The sequence below is a fragment of the Duganella sp. Root198D2 genome (assembly GCF_001428585.1).
Classification (GTDB): domain Bacteria; phylum Pseudomonadota; class Gammaproteobacteria; order Burkholderiales; family Burkholderiaceae_D; genus Rugamonas.
On sequence record NZ_LMIC01000006.1, the window covers coordinates 142,429 to 158,129 of the forward strand.

Sequence of the window (15,701 nt, forward strand, 5' to 3'; positions counted from 1 at the left end):
TAGCCGACGAGAACAAATGACTGACCAAATCCAAGACCTGGACGCCTGCTGGAACCGAATCGGCATCGCCGGCGACCATAGCTGCGAAGTCCTCGACAAGGCAGTCCACTGCCGCAATTGCGGGGTGTACGCCGATGCGGCGCTGCGCAACCTGCAGCGCCCGGTCAATCCCGGCTACCTGCGCGAATGGGCGGAACACTTCCGCGCCCCGCAGGACGCAGGCGCGCGCCACGACAGCTCCTGCGTCGCCTTCCGCATTGGCCGTGAATGGCTCGCCCTGCCGACCCATATGTTCCAGCAAATTGCGCCGAAAGCCATTCCGCACCGCCTGCCCCACCGCGACGCACGCGGCTTGCGCGGCGTGGTGAACGCAGGTGGCAAGCTGTATCCCTGCATCTCCCTTGCCGAATTGCTGGGAGTCGACGAATCCGGCGGCGAGGCGAGCGCCGGCCGCCATACCTTCGCCCGCATGCTGCTGGTGCAATGGGAAAGCCAGGTGTACGCCATGCCAGTGGCCGAACTGCACGGCATCATCCGCTATTCCGCCGGCGACCTGAAAGCGCCGGCCGCCACCATCAACAAGGGCATTCAGCGTTACCTGGCCGGCGTACTGCCGCACCAGGACATGCAGGTCGGCTGCCTGGACGATAGCCTGCTCGGCTACCAACTCGCGAGGACCTTGCGATGAGCGACAAGAAGGACGACCTGAGCCAGTTCTCCATGCTCGACCTGTTCCGTATGGAGGCCGACAGCCAGACCCAGATCCTGACCGACGGCCTGCTTGCCTTCGAGCGCCAAAACGACCCGGCCGCCGTTGAATCCATGATGCGCGCCGCGCATTCGATCAAGGGCGCCGCGTCCATCGTCGGGCTGGAGATGATCGTGCAGCTTGCGCACGGCATGGAGGACGCGTTCCTCGCCGCCCAGGCGGGCAAACTCAAACTGGCGCCGAACCGGGTCGACGCCCTGCTGGCGGGGGTCGACCTGATCGTGCAGTGCTCGCGCGTCAACGGCGACCTCGATGCGTGGCTGGCAGCCAACAGCGCCCAGGTCAGCAAAACCATGAATGATGTGCAGGGCATTGCTTTCCTGCCGGAGCCGGTGCTGCTGCCGCCCATAGCCTTTGCACCGGCTGCGCCGGCGCCGGCCGAGGCGCCGGTTCTTGCGCTGGAAGCCGCGCCGGCCGACGCGGTTGCCGAACAGCCGGTCCCGGGCCGCAGCCTGCCGCCGATGAAAAACGCGCAAAATTTCGACCGCCTGCTCGCGCTGGCGAGCGAAGCGCGCATCAACGCCCACCAGCTGCATCCGCTGATCCAGGGCATGCAGCGTTATAAGCGCAACCAGGCCGCCCTGTTCGCGGTACTGGAAGAGGTGATGGAAGCGGCCTCCCACAGCAGCGACCCGACACTGAAGGAAAAGGCCCTGCTGGCGATCCAGAAAAGCCAGCCGCTCAAGCAGTTCATGCTGGAGCACATCACCGACATGGAAAGCTACGAACGCCGCCTGCTGACGGGTTCGGAAAACATGGTCGATGAAGTACTGTCGCTGCGCATGCGCCCCTTCCGCGACGGCATCCAGCACTTTCCGCGCATGGTGCGCGACCTGGCCCGCAACCTGGGCAAGGATGTGGTGCTGCAGGTGGAAGGCGAAGACACCCTGGTCGACCGCGACATCCTGCTGCGCATCGAGGGCCCGCTGAACCACATGCTGCGCAACGCCGTCGACCACGGCATGGAGACTGCGCAGGAACGGCTTGCAGCCGGCAAGCCGGCTACCGGCACCATCGTGCTGGAGGCGCGCCACCGTGCCGGCATGCTGAATATTGAACTCAGCGACGACGGCCGTGGAGTCGACCCGGAAAAAATCCGCCGCAGCATCATCGAGCGCAAGATGGCCACCGAACAGATGGTGGCCGTCATGTCGCATGCGGAGCTGATGGAATTCCTGTTCCTGCCCGCCTTCAGCCTGAAAGGCGGCATTACCGAGATTTCCGGCCGCGGCGTGGGCCTGGACATCGTGCACGACACCATCCGCCAGCAAAACGGCACGGTGCGCATCGAATCCGAAATGGGCAAGGGTTTCCGCACCTCGATCACGCTGCCGCTCACACAGTCGATCGTGCGCGCCCTGGTGGTGGACGTCAAAGGCGAAGCCTACGCCGTCCCCATCGTCAAGGTGGAACGCGTCCTGATGGTGCCGCAAGGCGCCGTGCACACCCTGGAAAACAAACAGTTCTTCGACCATGGCGGCGAGCACCTGGGCCTGGTGGCTGCCGCCCAGGTGCTGCAACTGGGCGACATGGCGCATGCCGAGGAAATGCCGGTGGTGGTGATCGGCGGCAGCGCGCGCCGCTATGCCCTGGTCGTGGACAAGATCCGCGGCGAAGAAAGCCTGGCAGTACAAGCCATTGACCCGATTTTCGGCAAGATGCGCGATATTTCCGCCGCCGCCTTGCTGGATGACGGCGAGCCGGTGCTGATCCTGGACGTACCCGACCTGTTGCTTTCGGTCGAAAAGCTGCTGGAAGAAGGCGGCCTGCATCAACTTGCGCGCGCAGACCACGCCGGACGGCGTAGAATGAAACGCATCCTTGTCGTGGACGATTCGCTTACAGTGCGCGAAATGGAGCGTAAACTGCTCGCCGGGCGCGGTTTTGAAGTGGACATCGCCATCGACGGCATCGATGGCTGGAACGTGGTGCGCAGCGGCGATTACGACCTGGTCATCACCGACGTCGACATGCCGCGCATGGATGGCATCGAACTGGTCACCCTGATCAAGAAAGACCTGCACTTGCATAAGCTGCCCGTCATGATCGTCTCCTACAAAGACCGGCCGGAAGACCGCGCACGCGGCCTGGCCGCGGGGGCGGACTATTACCTGACCAAGGGCAGCTTCCACGACGAGACGCTGCTTGACGCAGTGTCCGACCTGATAGGCGACGCGTACCGATGAGGATAGGGATTGCCAACGACGTGCCGATGGCGGCAGAGGCGCTGCGGCGCGTGGTCGCCAGCACGCAGGAACACCAGGTTGCATGGATCGCCCGCACCGGTCTCGAAGCGGTATATAAATGCGCCACCGACCGTCCGGACCTGGTCCTGATGGACCTCAATATGCCGGAACTGGACGGGGTCGAAGCGACGCGCCGCATCATGGAGGAATGCCCGTGCGCCATCCTGGTGGTAACCGGGCGCCCGCAGGACAATGTCAACCAGGTGTTCCGCGCCCTGGGCGCGGGGGCGCTCGACGTGACGGCCACCCCGGTGCTGCAGGGGAAACAAGGCGGCGACGCCGAACTGCTGCACAAGATCAAGACCATGGACAAGTTGATCCGCCACAGCGGCGGCAACCAGTCCATGCCGCCGCGCCGCAACGCGGCCTTGCCGGTTTCGCGCGAAGTATCCCTCGACACCATGGTGGCAATCGGCGCCTCGACCGGCGGTCCAATGGCCGTAGCGCGCATCCTTGCCGGCTGGACCCCGCCGCCCAATTGCGCCGTCGTCGTGGTACAACATATCGACGAGAATTTTGCCGACCATTTTGCCAAATGGCTGTCGGAACAGCTCGCGGTGCCGGTGCGCGCAATCGAAAACCGCACTGCCCTGCAGGGTGGTATCGTCATGGTCGCAAAAAGCAACGACCACCTGGTACTGGATGAAAAGTACCAACTGGGTTACGATGCCAACCCGAAGGATTACGCCTACCGGCCTTCGGTCGACGTGTTTTTCAACTGCGTGGCACAGCACTGGAAAGGCGACGCAGTCGGCGTGCTGCTGACCGGCATGGGGCGCGATGGCGCCGAAGGCATGCTGGCGCTGCGCCGCGCGGGCAAGAACACCATTGCCCAGGACCAGGCCAGCTGCGCGGTATATGGCATGCCGCGCGCCGCGATCGAACTGGATGCGGCGCAAACCATCCTGCCTCTTGATAAGATCGGCCCATTCCTGCGAAGCACGATCGGAGGCAAACTGATTTAAAGGAAAGCGATGCCCGACGTACTCACCTTGAACCTGGAAACCGAGCCAAGCCTGACCCACTTCAAGGTGCGCGTGCTGCTGGTTGACGACCAGTTGATCATTGCGGAAGCGGTGCGGCGCATGCTGGCCGACCAGGACGACATCGAATTCCATTTCACCACCGACGCGCGGGAAGCGATCGCCTGCGCCAACTCGCTGCAGCCGACCGTGATCCTGCAGGACCTGGTGATGCCGGAAGTGGACGGCTTTGAACTGATCCGCCGTTTCCGCGCCGAGGAGATGCTGGCGCATGTGCCGATCATCGTGTTGTCGGCCCGCGAAGACCCCAAGCTGAAAGCACACGGCTTTGCCGTCGGCGCCAACGACTACCTGGTCAAGCTGCCCGACAAGCTGGAATTACTGGCGCGCGTGCGCCATCACTCGAATGCCCACATCCACCGCCTGCAGCGCGACCAGGCATTCCGCTTCCTGCGCGAGAGCCAGCAAAAACTCGCAGCGGCCAATGTGGAACTGCAAAAGCTGGCAGCGCTCGACCCCCTGACAGGCATTTCCAACCGCCGCCGTTTCGATGAAACCCTGGTGCTGGAATGGCAGCGCGGCCAGCGCGACAAGACACCCTTGTCGCTGCTGATGGTGGACGTCGACTTCTTCAAGCAATACAACGACAGCTACGGCCACCCGGCCGGCGACCTGGCGCTGAAGAAAGTGGCCGCGGTGATGACCGAAAACCTGAAGCGCCCGGCCGACCTGGTCACGCGCTACGGCGGCGAGGAGTTCGCCATCATCCTGCCCGAGACCGACAACGCCGGCGCCATGAACGTCGCCAGCGCCTGCCTGCGCCAGTTGGAGAAGCTGGAGATCGAGAACGCCAACGCCCTGCCCTACGGCGTACTGACCATGTCAATCGGCGTGCGGACGGTCGTACCGAGCAAGCAATCAACGTGGAGCGAACTGGTAGCAGCCTCCGACCGCGCCCTCTACGCCGCCAAAGCCGGCGGCCGCAACCGCGTCGTCAACGCCGAGTGAAATGTCCACTTCCGTTCCTGACCCCAAAGTGGACATTTTTAAATGAAGACTGGCTCGGGTTCGAGCGCTACGCCGTAGCGCTGGGCCACGTCGGCCTGGATGGCGGCGGCCAGCGCCTGTACTTCGGCGCCGGTGGCGCCGCCGTTGTTCACCAGCACCAGGGCCTGTTTCGGATAAACGCCCGCCGCGCCCATCGACTTGCCTTTCCAGCCGCATTGGTCGATCAGCCAGCCCGCCGCGAGTTTTTCGCTGCCGTCCGGCTGCCTGTGGTGCACCAGGGTCGGGAATTTCTCCAGCAGTTGCGCGCATTGTTCGGCGCTGACCACGGGATTCTTGAAAAAACTGCCGGCATTGCCGATGTCCGCCGGGTCGGGCAGCTTGCGGCGGCGGATGGCGATCACGGTATCCGCCACCTGCTGCGCCGTCGGCGCGGCCAGGCCCTGCTGCGCCACGGCGTTGGCCAGCTCGGCGTAGCGCAGGTTCGCCTGCCAGGCGCGCGGCAGTGCAAAGCTCACCTCCAGGATGATCAGCCCGCGGCCTTCGTGTTTGAACACGCTGTCGCGGTAGGCGAAGCGGCAGTCGGCGCCGTCCATCACCCGGACTTCGCCGCTGGCCGGGTCGAATGCGGTCAGCGACAGGAAGAACTCCTTGGTTTCCGCCCCATATGCCCCAATGTTCTGGATCGGGGCTGCACCCACGGTGCCCGGGATCAGCGACAGGTTTTCCAGGCCGCCAACGCCTTGCGCCAGGGTCCATTGCACGAAGTTGTGCCAGGTTTCGCCGGCGGCAGCGCGCACGTGGTGGTGGCTCGGGGTACCGGACAGGATGTCGCGGCCTTCTAGCGCAATATGCAGTACCAGGCCTGGAAAATCGCGCGTCAGCAGCAGGTTGCTGCCGCCGCCCAGCACCAGGCGCGGCATGGCAGCCAGTTGCGGATCGGCCAGGGCGCTGCGCAACAGTTCCACCGATGTCACGCGCAGGTAATGTTTGGCGCGTACATCAATACTGAATGTATTTAAATGCTTCAGTGGGTAGTCGTGCTGGAGAAAATCGGGGAAAGGCATGGGCAGATCAAGTTTTTGCTCGGTTATAGTGCAATTATGACAAAAACGACCGAGCGTTCGCTTGTTTGTCCGTTAAAATATCGCTTCTTTTGAATCCGCCCCTTGGGCGGGTGCTTCATTGTAAAGGAAAGAATATGCCATCGTTTGACGTAGTATCCGAAGCGGACATGATCGAGGTGCGCAACGCCGTCGACCAGAGCAACAAGGAAATCTCCACCCGTTTCGACTTCAAAGGCAGCGATGCGCGCGTAGAACAAAAAGAAAACGACCTGACGGCATTCGCCGATTCGGAGTTCCAGCTTAGCCAGGTCCGCGACGTGCTGACCAACAAGCTGGCCAAACGCAAGGTCGACGTGCGCTTCCTCGACGAAGGCAAAGTAGAGAAGATTGGTGGGGACAAAGTCAAGCAGGTCATCAAGGTGAAGAACGGTCTCGATTCCGAGACCGCCAAGAAGATCACCAAGGTAATCAAGGAAAGCAAGATGAAGGTCCAGGCCAGCATCCAGGGCGAGTCCGTGCGCGTAACTGGCGCCAAACGCGACGACCTGCAGGCTGCAATGCAGCTGCTGCGCAAGGACGTGCCGGACACGCCACTGGAATTCAATAATTTCCGCGATTGATCGAAGGACTGTAATGAAACGTGTTGACGATTTCCGCCTCAAACTTGGCGACAAAGAGTATGTGCCAATCATGATCGGCGGGATGGGCGTGGATATTTCCACGACCGAACTGGCGCTGGAAGCAGCGCGCCTTGGCGGCATCGGCCATATTTCCGATGCGATGGTGGAGGATGTTTCGGACCGCAAGTTCGACACCACCTTCGTCAAGGACAAGACCCGCCTGTACAAGCACAACATCAATAATATGGACAAGTCCGAGGTGCAGTTCGACCTGGGACGCCTGGCCGAAGCCCAGCGCCGCCATATCGGCGACACCATGCAGCGCAAGGAAGGCCCCGGCCTGATCTTCGTGAACTGCATGGAAAAGCTGACCATGAACGGCCCGAAGGAAACCCTGCGCACGCGCCTGAACGCGGCGCTGGATGCGGGCATCGACGGTATCACCCTGTCGGCCGGCCTGCACTTCGGCTCCTTCGCCCTGATGGCCGACCACCCGCGCTTCCGTGAAGCGAAGCTGGGCATCATCGTGTCGTCCGTGCGTGCCCTGCAGATCTTCCTGCGCAAGAACCAGAAGCTGAACCGCCTGCCCGACTACGTGATCGTGGAAGGCCCGCTGGCCGGCGGCCACCTGGGTTTTGGCCTGGAAGACTGGAAGGACTTCGACCTGCACCAGATCGTGCAGGAGATCCTGGACTACATGAAGGGGGAAAACCTGGACGTGCCGGTGATTGCCGCAGGCGGCGTGTTCACCGGCAGCGATGCCGTGTCCTTCCTCGAGATGGGGGCGGCTGGCGTACAGGTGGCAACCCGCTTTACCGTGACCCGGGAATGCGGCCTGCCTGAAGACGTGAAGCAGGAATACTTCAAGGCCAGCGAAGAAGACATCATCGTCAACGGCGTGTCGCCGACCGGCTATCCGATGCGCATGCTGAAGAACACCCCTGCTATCGGCGCCGGCATCCGTCCCGGCTGCGAATCCTACGGCTACCTGCTCGATGCAAGCGGCAACTGCGCCTACATCAATTCGTACAACCGCGAAGTGGTGGCCAACGGCGGCAGCGACAAGGGCATCAAGGTGATGGACAAGACCTGCCTGTGCACCCATATGCGCAACTTCAACTGCTGGACGTGCGGCCACTACACCTACCGCCTGAAGGACACCTCTTTCAAGAAGCCGGATGGTTCCTACCAGGTCCTGACCGCGGAACACGTGTTCAAGGACTACCAGTTCTCGACCGATAATTCTATAGCTTTACCTGAAAAAGACTTCTAATTCGCTTGCGGGAAAATGTCCACTTTGGGGCGCTCCGGCGACCCAAAGTGGACATTTTCCCGAATTAGCCTTCTTTGTTGATGCGCACGATCAAGGCGCCCAGCACGTCCTCCGCCATTTCGTTTTCAACCTGGCAAGTCCCGGCATTCTCATGCCCGCCCCCGCCGTACTCCAGCATCAACGCGCCGATATTGGTTTTCGATGTCCGGTTGAGGATTGATTTTCCCGTGGCGAATACCGTATTCTGGTTCTTCAGCCCCCACAGTACGTGGATCGAGATATTCTGCTCAGGATACAGTGCATAAATGACGAAGCGGTTACCCGCGTAAATCGTCTCTTCATTGCGCAGGTCCAGCACCACCAGGTTCTTATGCACCGTAGCGCAGCGGCGGATCTGCTCCTTGCATTTTTCCGCGTGCTCGAAATACAGGTCGCTGCGCTCCTTCACATCCGGCAGCGCCATGATTTCGCTGATCGAATGCGAACGGCAGTAATCGATCAGGTCCATCATCAGGTTGTAGTTCGATATGCGGAAATCGCGGAAGCGGCCCAGTCCCGTGCGTGCATCCATCAGGAAATTCAACAGGTCCCAGCCCTGCGGGTTCAGCACCTCATCGCGGTTGAACTGGGCCGAATCCCCCTTGTCCACCGCAATCATCATGTCGTTCCAGGCAGAAGGGAATTTGTTGCCGCCGCCGTAGTAATCGTAGACCACGCGCGCGGCCGACGGTGCACTGGGATCGATGACGTGATTCTGCCGCTCGCCCGTATTGCGGATGGTCTCGGACAGGTGGTGGTCGAACGCCAGGTGGGCGCCCGAGACGTAAGGGAGGTTGGTGGTGATGTCGCGGCTGGTGATCGCGATCTTCCCATCCTGCATATCCTTGGGGTGCACGAACAGGATCTCGTCGATCAGGTCCAGGTGCTTCAGCAGCACCGCGCACACCAGGCCATCAAAATCACTGCGGGTAACAAGGCGGAACTTCATGGAAGGCACCCCTATCGCTGATGAATTGGAAACCAATATTACCGTGATCTTTCAAAGCCTGTCGAGCCGGCCCGCAAAGTCGTCTGCACGCATTTGACCAATCACATAGTCAACGAAGGCGCGCGTCTTGGCCGGCAACAGTTTTTTGCTGGAATAGTAGATCGAGAGCGCCCCCACTTCCGCATGCCAGTCGGGCAGCAGCCGCACCAGCTGGCCCGACTCCAGCAGTGGCGCCGCATGCGGGCCAGGCAACAAGGCCACACCCAGCCCCATGCAGGCCGCCTGCGCCATCGCTTCCGGATCGTCGAAGGTGGCAACCGCCCGGAATTCGGCCACGGCCTCCTCGCCGCCGGCATTGCGCAGCAGGTAGTCGCGCAGGCGCCCGGTTTCGGCGGAGCGGCGCGCAATGCCCTCCCAGCCCGCCAGCTCGGATGGATGGCTGGGCAGCTTGCGACCGGCTAGGCAGGAAGGGGCGGCCGTGACCAGGATGCGCGGCCGCCCCAATTCGCGCGCCACCACGCCCGGCGCCAACTCGATGCCGCCACCGATGGCGACGTCGTAGCCCTCGCCGATCAGGTCCACCGTGCGGTTGTCAAAGCGCCAGTCGTGCTGCACGCCGGGGTAGCGCTGCAGGAAGCCTTTCAGCAGCGGCAGGATGTACATGCGTCCCACCCCGTGCGCCACCGCCACTTTGAGGGTGCCTGCCGGTTCCCCCGCGTCCTGCGCCGCGCCGGCCATGGCGCCCTGCAGCTCCGCCAGCGGACCGCGCACCTGCTGCAGCAAGCGTTCGCCGGCCTCGGTCAACGCCAGCCGGCGGGTGCTGCGCTGGAACAGGCGCACGCCCAGCCGCGCTTCCAGCCGCGCCACGTTCTTGCTGACCGCTGCCGGGGTCAGTCCCAGGCGGCGCGCGGCCTCGGAAAAGCCCGCGCATTCGGCGCTCTGCAGGAAGGATTCGAGCAGGTTCAGTGGCTGCATTTGATATATTTGGTTGAAAGTGATACTCAATATTACCAGCTAGTCGAGATGCAATGCCGCGCCCATACTAGCTCCATCCCAACCAGATCAGGAGCAAATCATGAGCAAAATCGCTTTCGTCACCGGTGGTTCCCGCGGCATCGGCGCCGCCATCGTACGCCGCCTGGCCAAAGACGGTGCAACCGTCGCCTTCACCTATCAAAGCTCGGGCGCTGCGGCCGATGCGCTGGCCAGCGAAATCGGCGCTGCCGGCGGCAAGGCCATCGCGCTGAAAGTCGACGCCACGGACGCTGCCGCCACCCGCGCTGCCATCGACGATATCGCCAAGCGCTTCGGCCGCCTCGATATCCTCGTCAACAACGCCGGTGTGCTGCATTTGGGCGATGTGTCCGAGCTGACCATGGAAGATTTCGACCATACCATCGCCGTCAATGTGCGCGCCGTGTTCGCCGCCACGCAGGCAGCGGTGGCGCACATGAGGGAAGGCGGGCGCGTGATCAATATCGGCAGCACCAATGCCGAACGCATGCCCTTCCCCGGCGGTTCGATTTATGCGATGAGCAAATCGGCCCTGACCGGCCTGGTGCAAGGACTGGCGCGCGACCTCGGAGCGCGCGGCATCACCGTCAATAACGTGCAGCCAGGCCCGGTGGATACCGACATGAACCCGGCGCACAGCGACTTTGCCAAGGCGCTGCACGACCTGATGCCGATCAAGCGCCACGCGCGCGGCGAGGAGATTGCCGGCATGGTGGCTTACCTGGCCAGCGAAGATGCGGGCTACGTGACCGGCGCCGGCCTTAATATCGATGGCGGGTTCGCTGCCTGACCTTCCGGGTAAAGCCGTGCCAGCACGTGCGCCGTGATCGCGGTGAGCACCGCGCTGGCAGGCGCCAGGTCGCGCTCTTCCTGCTCGCGCAGGGTCTTCCACAGGGCGCTGACCTGCGCCTCATGCAGCGCCACGGCCTGCTCCACTTCCTCCTGCCAGAATGCAGGGGCTTCGCCCTCGACAAAATTACCGCGGCCGCGGCCGAAATGCGCGACGGCGAGATAACGCAGCACACCCGACACCAGCAGCGTACGCAGGAAATCGTCGGACAGCGACATGGTCGGCACCTCGCGCTCCATACCGACGTTGAAGCCCCAGGCTGCACCGGCGAAGGTCAGTGCGCCGATTACTCCGCCCAGCAATGCCCCGGTGCCCAGCGTCAGGCCGCCGGCAGCCAGGTCGGCCGAGAAACCGGTGGCGGCGCCGGAAACAATGGCGCCCAGCAGCGCGGCCTGCCCCTTGTCGACCGGCGCCAGCACCACGAAGTTGTTGCTGACCCGCGCATTGATCTTCGGCGCCTCGCTCGGGTCAAGCTTATGCAGCGCCAGCAGGTTGACGGTCGCCTGGCCGATGGCCAGGTTAAGCCGCGCCACCAGCGTGTTCATGGCGCGGTCCTGGCGCTTGCGGTCCTCGCCTTTGCCAATGCCGATGATCTTCAGCGCCGATGCGATGACGCCGCGCTCCACAGTTTCCACGATCTGCTTGTCGTGCGAGGCATCCGCCAGCTGGTGCGCGATGACCGCCATCGACTGCTTGAAGCGGCGCGCATTAGTGTCTTCCCACACGGAGAACAGGCGTTGGTAGCCTTGCTGTTTTTCCGGTCCGACCAGCGCGCCCAGCGCATCGTAAAACACGCGCTCATGCACCCAGCACCGGGCAAAAGCATCCAGCGGCAACACCTCGCGCACCTGGCCGAATTGCAGCATGAAGTCCTTCCAGCGCAGCAGCTCGGCCTGTTCTTCCGGCAACGGCCGTGGAGGCCCCATCTGGTTCAGCAGCACCAGCACCGGCTTGCCCAGCCAGTCAAGGATGCGCATTTCGGCCGGAATATAGCCGGCATCGCCCGGGTTTTCGGTCGAGTTGACGAGGTACAGCACGACGTCCGCCTCGTCGCGCGCGGTGCGCACGGCTTGCTGGCTAAGCCAGAATGGGCGGTCGCGGTAACGGTCCACCACTTCGCGCAGGAACCAGCCGATCGGGTTGCCGGTCAGCGCCAGGCGCTTCATCAGGCGCAAGGAGTCGCCAAACCCCGGCGTATCCCACAGCAGCAGGCGGTCGCCGCTTTGGCTGGTCATCAGTGCATGCGACTCCGCGAACGTCGTGACATGGGCCGCATCGCGCACTTGCCCAACATCGGTGCCCAGCAGCGTGCGCGCCAGCGTGGTCTTGCCGTTGTTGGTGTGGGAAACCAGCGCAAGCTGGATGGTGACGGGCGCGCCGCTCATGCCGCATTCCCGCTGGCGGCCGCCGGCGCCAGCAAATCGACCACCATCGGTTCGGCGCCGTGCAGGATGCAGAATTCACGCCAGAGTTCGATGCGCTCGCCCAGGCGGGTGGCGTCCATGCGCGCCGCCAGGGCGGACTGGTCAAGCAAGGCAATGAGCTTGCGCCCGTGCCCCACTGCCGCCAGGAAGACGCCGTGGTTTTCCTGCTCCGGCGTGGCAGCAATGCCGAACAAAACCGCATTGGTCACGCCGTTGCCGGCTTCCAGCGCCGGCGCTTCGCTGCCGTATGCTGCCGGCGGCAGCAGCCGCACGCGGGCCTGTTCGCCCAACAGCCCTTGCGCCACCGTGTCCAGGCCCCTGCTGCGCGCTTCGTCCACCGTCAGGCTGTACGGCAGCACGCGCAGCAGGCCCGGCTCGCCGCCGGCCGCCACCGATAGCTGGTGGTAGTAAGCCTGCTCCAGGTCGAGCGGGAAGTGCCGGCGCAGCCAGATGGCGCGCACTGCGGCAACGCTGCCCAGCACAAGGCGCGGCAGCACCACATACAACAACAGGCTCGCCGCGTACAGGTGCACCCAGCGCGCGCCGTTGCCAAGGCGCGATTCCCCCCAGTTCTGCAAGCCCATCACCTCGTCCAGGGTGAAGCCTTCCAGCCCGAAGATATACTCGACAGGAGCGAACAGCACGGACAACACGCGATACACAGGCCATGGGCTGAGGAATGTGCTTTCCCAGCCCGTGGCATAGCGCTCGACGATGCCGCGCGCATACAGCGACAGCACGGCACCAACGGCAAAGGCCGCAGCCGACCAGTGCAGGATGCGCGCAATGCGGGCCTGGTTCAGGCGGGCGCCCACGCGCGCCCAGTCCACCATGAATTGCAGTACGCCGCCCGCCAATGCGTGCGGCAGGCGGCGCGGGACATGGCCGCCGCCCAGCGCCATGCGGTTGGCCAGTCCGCGCCGCAAGCCGGCACGGCGCGCCGGCAGCAGCGCCCACACGATGAGCAGCAGGTAGGCCAGCATGTTCCAGGCGATAATGCCCAGCAGGGGCATCGACAGCAAATCGACGCGATGCGGATCGCCGAAACGTTCCGCCATGGCGCCAACCAGCAGCGCCGCAACAGGCAGCAGCCAGCTTGCGCCCCACATGCCGCTGTGGCCCTGCGTGACGGAAGCGAACATTTTGTGGCGCGCGGCCAGCCGCTTGAGCAATTGTTCGGCGCGGTGGAAAAGGAAGTCCGGCAGGGACGACGCCGAACGCTGTTCGGCCGCTTGCCAGTGCGCCAGCTCGCGCGCGGTGCGGCTGGCAAATTTGCGGTCATCGTCGGTCAGCACTTCCTTGTGCTGGTCGGCCTCTTCGATCGCCTTGACCAGCATGATGGCGCGGGCGGTCTTTTCGTTCATCAGCCCTCCAGGCAGGCGCCTGCCTTGCCGCCCTGTAGCGAAACTGGCTGTCCCGGCCGTTCGACCTGGTAGTACAGGCTGATGATGCGCCAGCCGTCGTCGGCACGGTACAGCTGAATACTGTTGACGCCTGTGAAATCCGCTTTCGGTGCGGCGCGCTCATGGCGCGATTCGACCACGCTGTAGACGGTTGTGAAGCGATCATACTGGCGCACTTCGCGCGCCACTTCGCACTCATGGAATCCTTTGTCGCCGGCACGCCCGATGCCTGCTGCAAAATCGGTGCCGCGCGCAACTGACAGCGCCGCAGCGCCATCGCGGTAACGGGCGCCGTACACCATGGCGTCCGGGTGGAGCATGGCACGCAGCGCAGCTTCATCGCCGGCCTGGCCGGCATCATGGCTAAGTGAGCGCCAAAGGGCGGCAACCGCCTGTTCCGGCGTGGCCGGCGCGCCCATTAAGGCCACAGCAATAATGATTGCATTCATGCACCGAGTGTACCATCACTCATCCCTGCGATATACACGAACGTAGTCAACTTGCATCAGTTGCGGGAAGGCACTACTTGCATCCGGGTAGCCTGGCCAATAGCCGCCCACGGCCAGGTTAAGCAGCACGAAGAAAGGATGCTCGAACACCCATTCGCCCTTCACCGATTGCGGCCGCGCAGTGTGGTAGTGCAGCCCATCGCGGTACCAGCGGATTTCGCCGGGTTCCCATTCCACCGCGAAGACGTGGAAGCTGTCGGCATAGCTCTGCCCCCCTGCCAGCGGCGCTGGCGCGCCAAAGCCCTTTTCACCAGAGTAGCCGGGGCCGTGCAGCGTGCCGTGGACGATGCCGGGCTCCTTGCCGATGTTTTCCATGATGTCGATCTCGCCGCTGCGCGGCCAGCCCGCCTTGCCGATATCCGCACCCAGCATCCAGAAAGCCGGCCAGATGCCCTGCCCGCGAGGCAACTGGATGCGCGCCTCGAAACGCCCGTATTGCCTTTCCATCAGTCCCGCCGTCTTCAGCCGCGCCGAGGTGTATTGCTTGCCCCGGTAAGCCTCCTTGCGCGCCTCGATGACCAGCTTGCCGTCTTCCACGCGCAGGTTCTGCCTGCGCGCGGTATAGAACTGCATCTCATTGTTGCCGTAGCCATGGCCGGCGACTTCCGCCACCCATTTGCGCGTATCGAGTGCGTCTCCTTCGAATTCATCGGCCCAGTCCAGGACCCAGCCCGGCTTGGCCGCGCGCTGATGGCGCACGATGTTCAGGTAGGTGTCAGTCCAGTACTGGTCGCGGTGCGCATCCAGGAACTGCAGCAGTTCTTCATGCGCTTCCTTGCTGGTGGCGAGATAGTCGCCGCCGACGCCATGGAACACCAGGTTCACCACGCCACCGTGCGCGCCCTGCTCTCTCACCAGCGCGATGAGCTGGGCGCCGCTCAAGCCCACCGGCGCCGCGCCCGCCGGGCGCAATGCCACGAACTCGTCGCGGATCGCCGGCCAGTAGGACTTTCCGGCCGCTTGCTGCTCAAAGCAAGGGGCATTGAAGGTGCGTTCGTGCCTGCCGTCGATCGCCTGCAGCATTGTGTTCGCTACCCGCACCTGGTCCAGCATGTGCGCGACGCTGGTGGTGTCAAGGTCACGGTGCGCCTCAATCCATTCGTGGCCCGGCGCGCTGCCGGAGCACTGATGGAACAAAGTGTGGTTGCCCAGCTCGTGCCCGCGTAGTGCCGCCCTGCGCCACCCGTCCATGCGCAGGCGTACCGGCGGATTGGCCAGTGCCAGGTAGAACGTGGCTTTCAGGCCATGGCGCTCCAGTGCCGGCAGCGCATGGTCGAGCTGCGAAGCGAGCGCGTCGTCGTACGCCAGGCTGACCGCCGCATGGGCTCCGTTCGGCCACGTTTCCACTGCCTGTGCGCCCTGCAGGCCCAGCAATACGACAAGAATTGCCCTCAGCATTATTTATCCCCATCAAGTGGAAACGTTCCCAATTTTGTTGCGAATATAGCAGGGTAAAGCTGTTGACTTCAAAATTTGAACGGTGCTATATTGCGCAGACCAGAATGGAAACGTTTCCAGTTTGATGACGGAAACCCCACACTTCCTGCCGA

Annotated in this window: 14 protein-coding genes; 7 read left to right on the forward strand and 7 right to left on the reverse strand. The window is 63.4% G+C overall.

Annotated elements, in window-relative coordinates; genetic code table 11:
- The first annotated feature begins 16 nt into the window (after positions 1-16).
- Genes ASE26_RS08800 through ASE26_RS08815 form a run of 4 tightly spaced genes read left to right on the forward strand, consistent with a single transcriptional unit; the run spans position 17 to position 5,006 of the window.
- The gene (locus ASE26_RS08800; RefSeq protein WP_057246051.1) at positions 17-688 is read left to right on the forward strand and encodes a chemotaxis protein CheW; all 672 of its coding nucleotides are present in this window, start codon (positions 17-19) and stop codon (positions 686-688) included.
- Positions 685-2,955 carry a hybrid sensor histidine kinase/response regulator gene (locus ASE26_RS08805; RefSeq protein WP_055935317.1) on the forward strand — a complete coding sequence of 757 codons (2,271 nt, stop codon included), beginning with the start codon at positions 685-687 and terminating at the stop codon, positions 2,953-2,955. The genes ASE26_RS08800 and ASE26_RS08805 overlap by 4 nt, the downstream gene beginning before the upstream one ends.
- Positions 2,952-3,980 carry a chemotaxis-specific protein-glutamate methyltransferase CheB gene (cheB, locus tag ASE26_RS08810; protein ID WP_055935319.1) on the forward strand — a complete coding sequence of 343 codons (1,029 nt, stop codon included), beginning with the start codon at positions 2,952-2,954 and terminating at the stop codon, positions 3,978-3,980. The genes ASE26_RS08805 and cheB overlap by 4 nt, the downstream gene beginning before the upstream one ends.
- Before the next feature lie 9 nt (positions 3,981-3,989).
- Positions 3,990-5,006, forward strand: a complete 1,017-nt coding sequence (locus ASE26_RS08815; RefSeq protein WP_055935321.1) for a diguanylate cyclase — start codon at positions 3,990-3,992, stop codon at positions 5,004-5,006.
- Positions 5,007-5,044: 38 nt separating this feature from the next.
- Here the strand turns inward: ASE26_RS08815 and murB are convergent, their stop codons facing one another.
- On the reverse strand, positions 5,045-6,070 hold the full coding sequence (gene murB, locus ASE26_RS08820) for a UDP-N-acetylmuramate dehydrogenase (RefSeq protein WP_055935323.1): 1,026 nt from the start codon (positions 6,068-6,070) through the stop codon (positions 5,045-5,047).
- A gap of 134 nt (positions 6,071-6,204) precedes the next feature.
- Here murB and ASE26_RS08825 point away from each other — a divergent pair, with 134 nt between their 5' ends.
- Both ASE26_RS08825 and ASE26_RS08830 read left to right on the forward strand, forming a co-directional pair.
- On the forward strand, positions 6,205-6,690 hold the full coding sequence (locus ASE26_RS08825; RefSeq protein WP_055935325.1) for a YajQ family cyclic di-GMP-binding protein: 486 nt from the start codon (positions 6,205-6,207) through the stop codon (positions 6,688-6,690).
- Positions 6,691-6,703: 13 nt separating this feature from the next.
- Positions 6,704-7,963, forward strand: a complete 1,260-nt coding sequence (locus ASE26_RS08830; RefSeq protein ID WP_055935326.1) for a nitronate monooxygenase — start codon at positions 6,704-6,706, stop codon at positions 7,961-7,963.
- A gap of 64 nt (positions 7,964-8,027) precedes the next feature.
- On the opposite strand, the gene ASE26_RS08835 is transcribed toward ASE26_RS08830, so the two are convergent.
- Positions 8,028-8,951: a hypothetical protein gene (locus ASE26_RS08835; protein ID WP_055935328.1), complete on the reverse strand. Its 924-nt coding sequence runs from the start codon at positions 8,949-8,951 to the stop codon at positions 8,028-8,030.
- A gap of 51 nt (positions 8,952-9,002) precedes the next feature.
- Positions 9,003-9,926, reverse strand: coding sequence for a LysR family transcriptional regulator (locus tag ASE26_RS08840; protein ID WP_055935330.1), 924 nt, complete (start codon positions 9,924-9,926; stop codon positions 9,003-9,005).
- A 100-nt stretch (positions 9,927-10,026) separates the two neighbouring features.
- Between ASE26_RS08840 and ASE26_RS08845 the strand changes: the two genes are divergently transcribed.
- Positions 10,027-10,755 (forward strand): SDR family oxidoreductase, encoded by a 729-nt coding sequence (locus tag ASE26_RS08845; RefSeq protein WP_055935333.1) that lies wholly within the window; start codon positions 10,027-10,029, stop codon positions 10,753-10,755.
- Here ASE26_RS08845 and ASE26_RS08850 read toward each other — a convergent pair.
- Genes ASE26_RS08850 through ASE26_RS30525 form a run of 4 tightly spaced genes read right to left on the reverse strand, consistent with a single transcriptional unit; the run spans position 10,707 to position 15,549 of the window.
- The gene (locus tag ASE26_RS08850; protein ID WP_055935336.1) at positions 10,707-12,200 is read right to left on the reverse strand and encodes a DUF3482 domain-containing protein; all 1,494 of its coding nucleotides are present in this window, start codon (positions 12,198-12,200) and stop codon (positions 10,707-10,709) included. The two genes, ASE26_RS08845 and ASE26_RS08850, sit on opposite strands and share 49 nt — an antisense overlap.
- The gene (locus ASE26_RS08855; RefSeq protein WP_055935338.1) at positions 12,197-13,603 is read right to left on the reverse strand and encodes a DUF2868 domain-containing protein; all 1,407 of its coding nucleotides are present in this window, start codon (positions 13,601-13,603) and stop codon (positions 12,197-12,199) included. Before ASE26_RS08855 ends, ASE26_RS08850 begins: the two co-directional genes overlap by 4 nt.
- The gene (locus ASE26_RS08860) at positions 13,603-14,091 is read right to left on the reverse strand and encodes a hypothetical protein (RefSeq protein WP_055935340.1); all 489 of its coding nucleotides are present in this window, start codon (positions 14,089-14,091) and stop codon (positions 13,603-13,605) included. The genes ASE26_RS08855 and ASE26_RS08860 overlap by 1 nt, the downstream gene beginning before the upstream one ends.
- Positions 14,092-14,106: 15 nt before the next feature.
- Positions 14,107-15,549, reverse strand: a complete 1,443-nt coding sequence (locus ASE26_RS30525; protein WP_156398139.1) for a family 16 glycosylhydrolase — start codon at positions 15,547-15,549, stop codon at positions 14,107-14,109.
- Positions 15,550-15,701 lie beyond the last annotated feature (152 nt).

Bases quoted from the DNA above. Each gene is read 5' to 3' on its own strand.
- ASE26_RS08800 (WP_057246051.1), top strand. From the start codon at position 17: ATGACTGACCAAATCCAAGACCTGGACGCCTGCTGGAACCGAATCGGC.
- ASE26_RS08805 (WP_055935317.1), top strand. From the start codon at position 685: ATGAGCGACAAGAAGGACGACCTGAGCCAGTTCTCCATGCTCGACCTG.
- cheB (WP_055935319.1), top strand. From the start codon at position 2,952: ATGAGGATAGGGATTGCCAACGACGTGCCGATGGCGGCAGAGGCGCTG.
- ASE26_RS08815 (WP_055935321.1), top strand. From the start codon at position 3,990: ATGCCCGACGTACTCACCTTGAACCTGGAAACCGAGCCAAGCCTGACC.
- murB (WP_055935323.1), bottom strand. From the start codon at position 6,070: ATGCCTTTCCCCGATTTTCTCCAGCACGACTACCCACTGAAGCATTTA.
- ASE26_RS08825 (WP_055935325.1), top strand. From the start codon at position 6,205: ATGCCATCGTTTGACGTAGTATCCGAAGCGGACATGATCGAGGTGCGC.
- ASE26_RS08830 (WP_055935326.1), top strand. From the start codon at position 6,704: ATGAAACGTGTTGACGATTTCCGCCTCAAACTTGGCGACAAAGAGTAT.
- ASE26_RS08835 (WP_055935328.1), bottom strand. From the start codon at position 8,951: ATGAAGTTCCGCCTTGTTACCCGCAGTGATTTTGATGGCCTGGTGTGC.
- ASE26_RS08840 (WP_055935330.1), bottom strand. From the start codon at position 9,926: ATGCAGCCACTGAACCTGCTCGAATCCTTCCTGCAGAGCGCCGAATGC.
- ASE26_RS08845 (WP_055935333.1), top strand. From the start codon at position 10,027: ATGAGCAAAATCGCTTTCGTCACCGGTGGTTCCCGCGGCATCGGCGCC.
- ASE26_RS08850 (WP_055935336.1), bottom strand. From the start codon at position 12,200: ATGAGCGGCGCGCCCGTCACCATCCAGCTTGCGCTGGTTTCCCACACC.
- ASE26_RS08855 (WP_055935338.1), bottom strand. From the start codon at position 13,603: ATGAACGAAAAGACCGCCCGCGCCATCATGCTGGTCAAGGCGATCGAA.
- ASE26_RS08860 (WP_055935340.1), bottom strand. From the start codon at position 14,091: ATGAATGCAATCATTATTGCTGTGGCCTTAATGGGCGCGCCGGCCACG.
- ASE26_RS30525 (WP_156398139.1), bottom strand. From the start codon at position 15,549: ATGCTGAGGGCAATTCTTGTCGTATTGCTGGGCCTGCAGGGCGCACAG.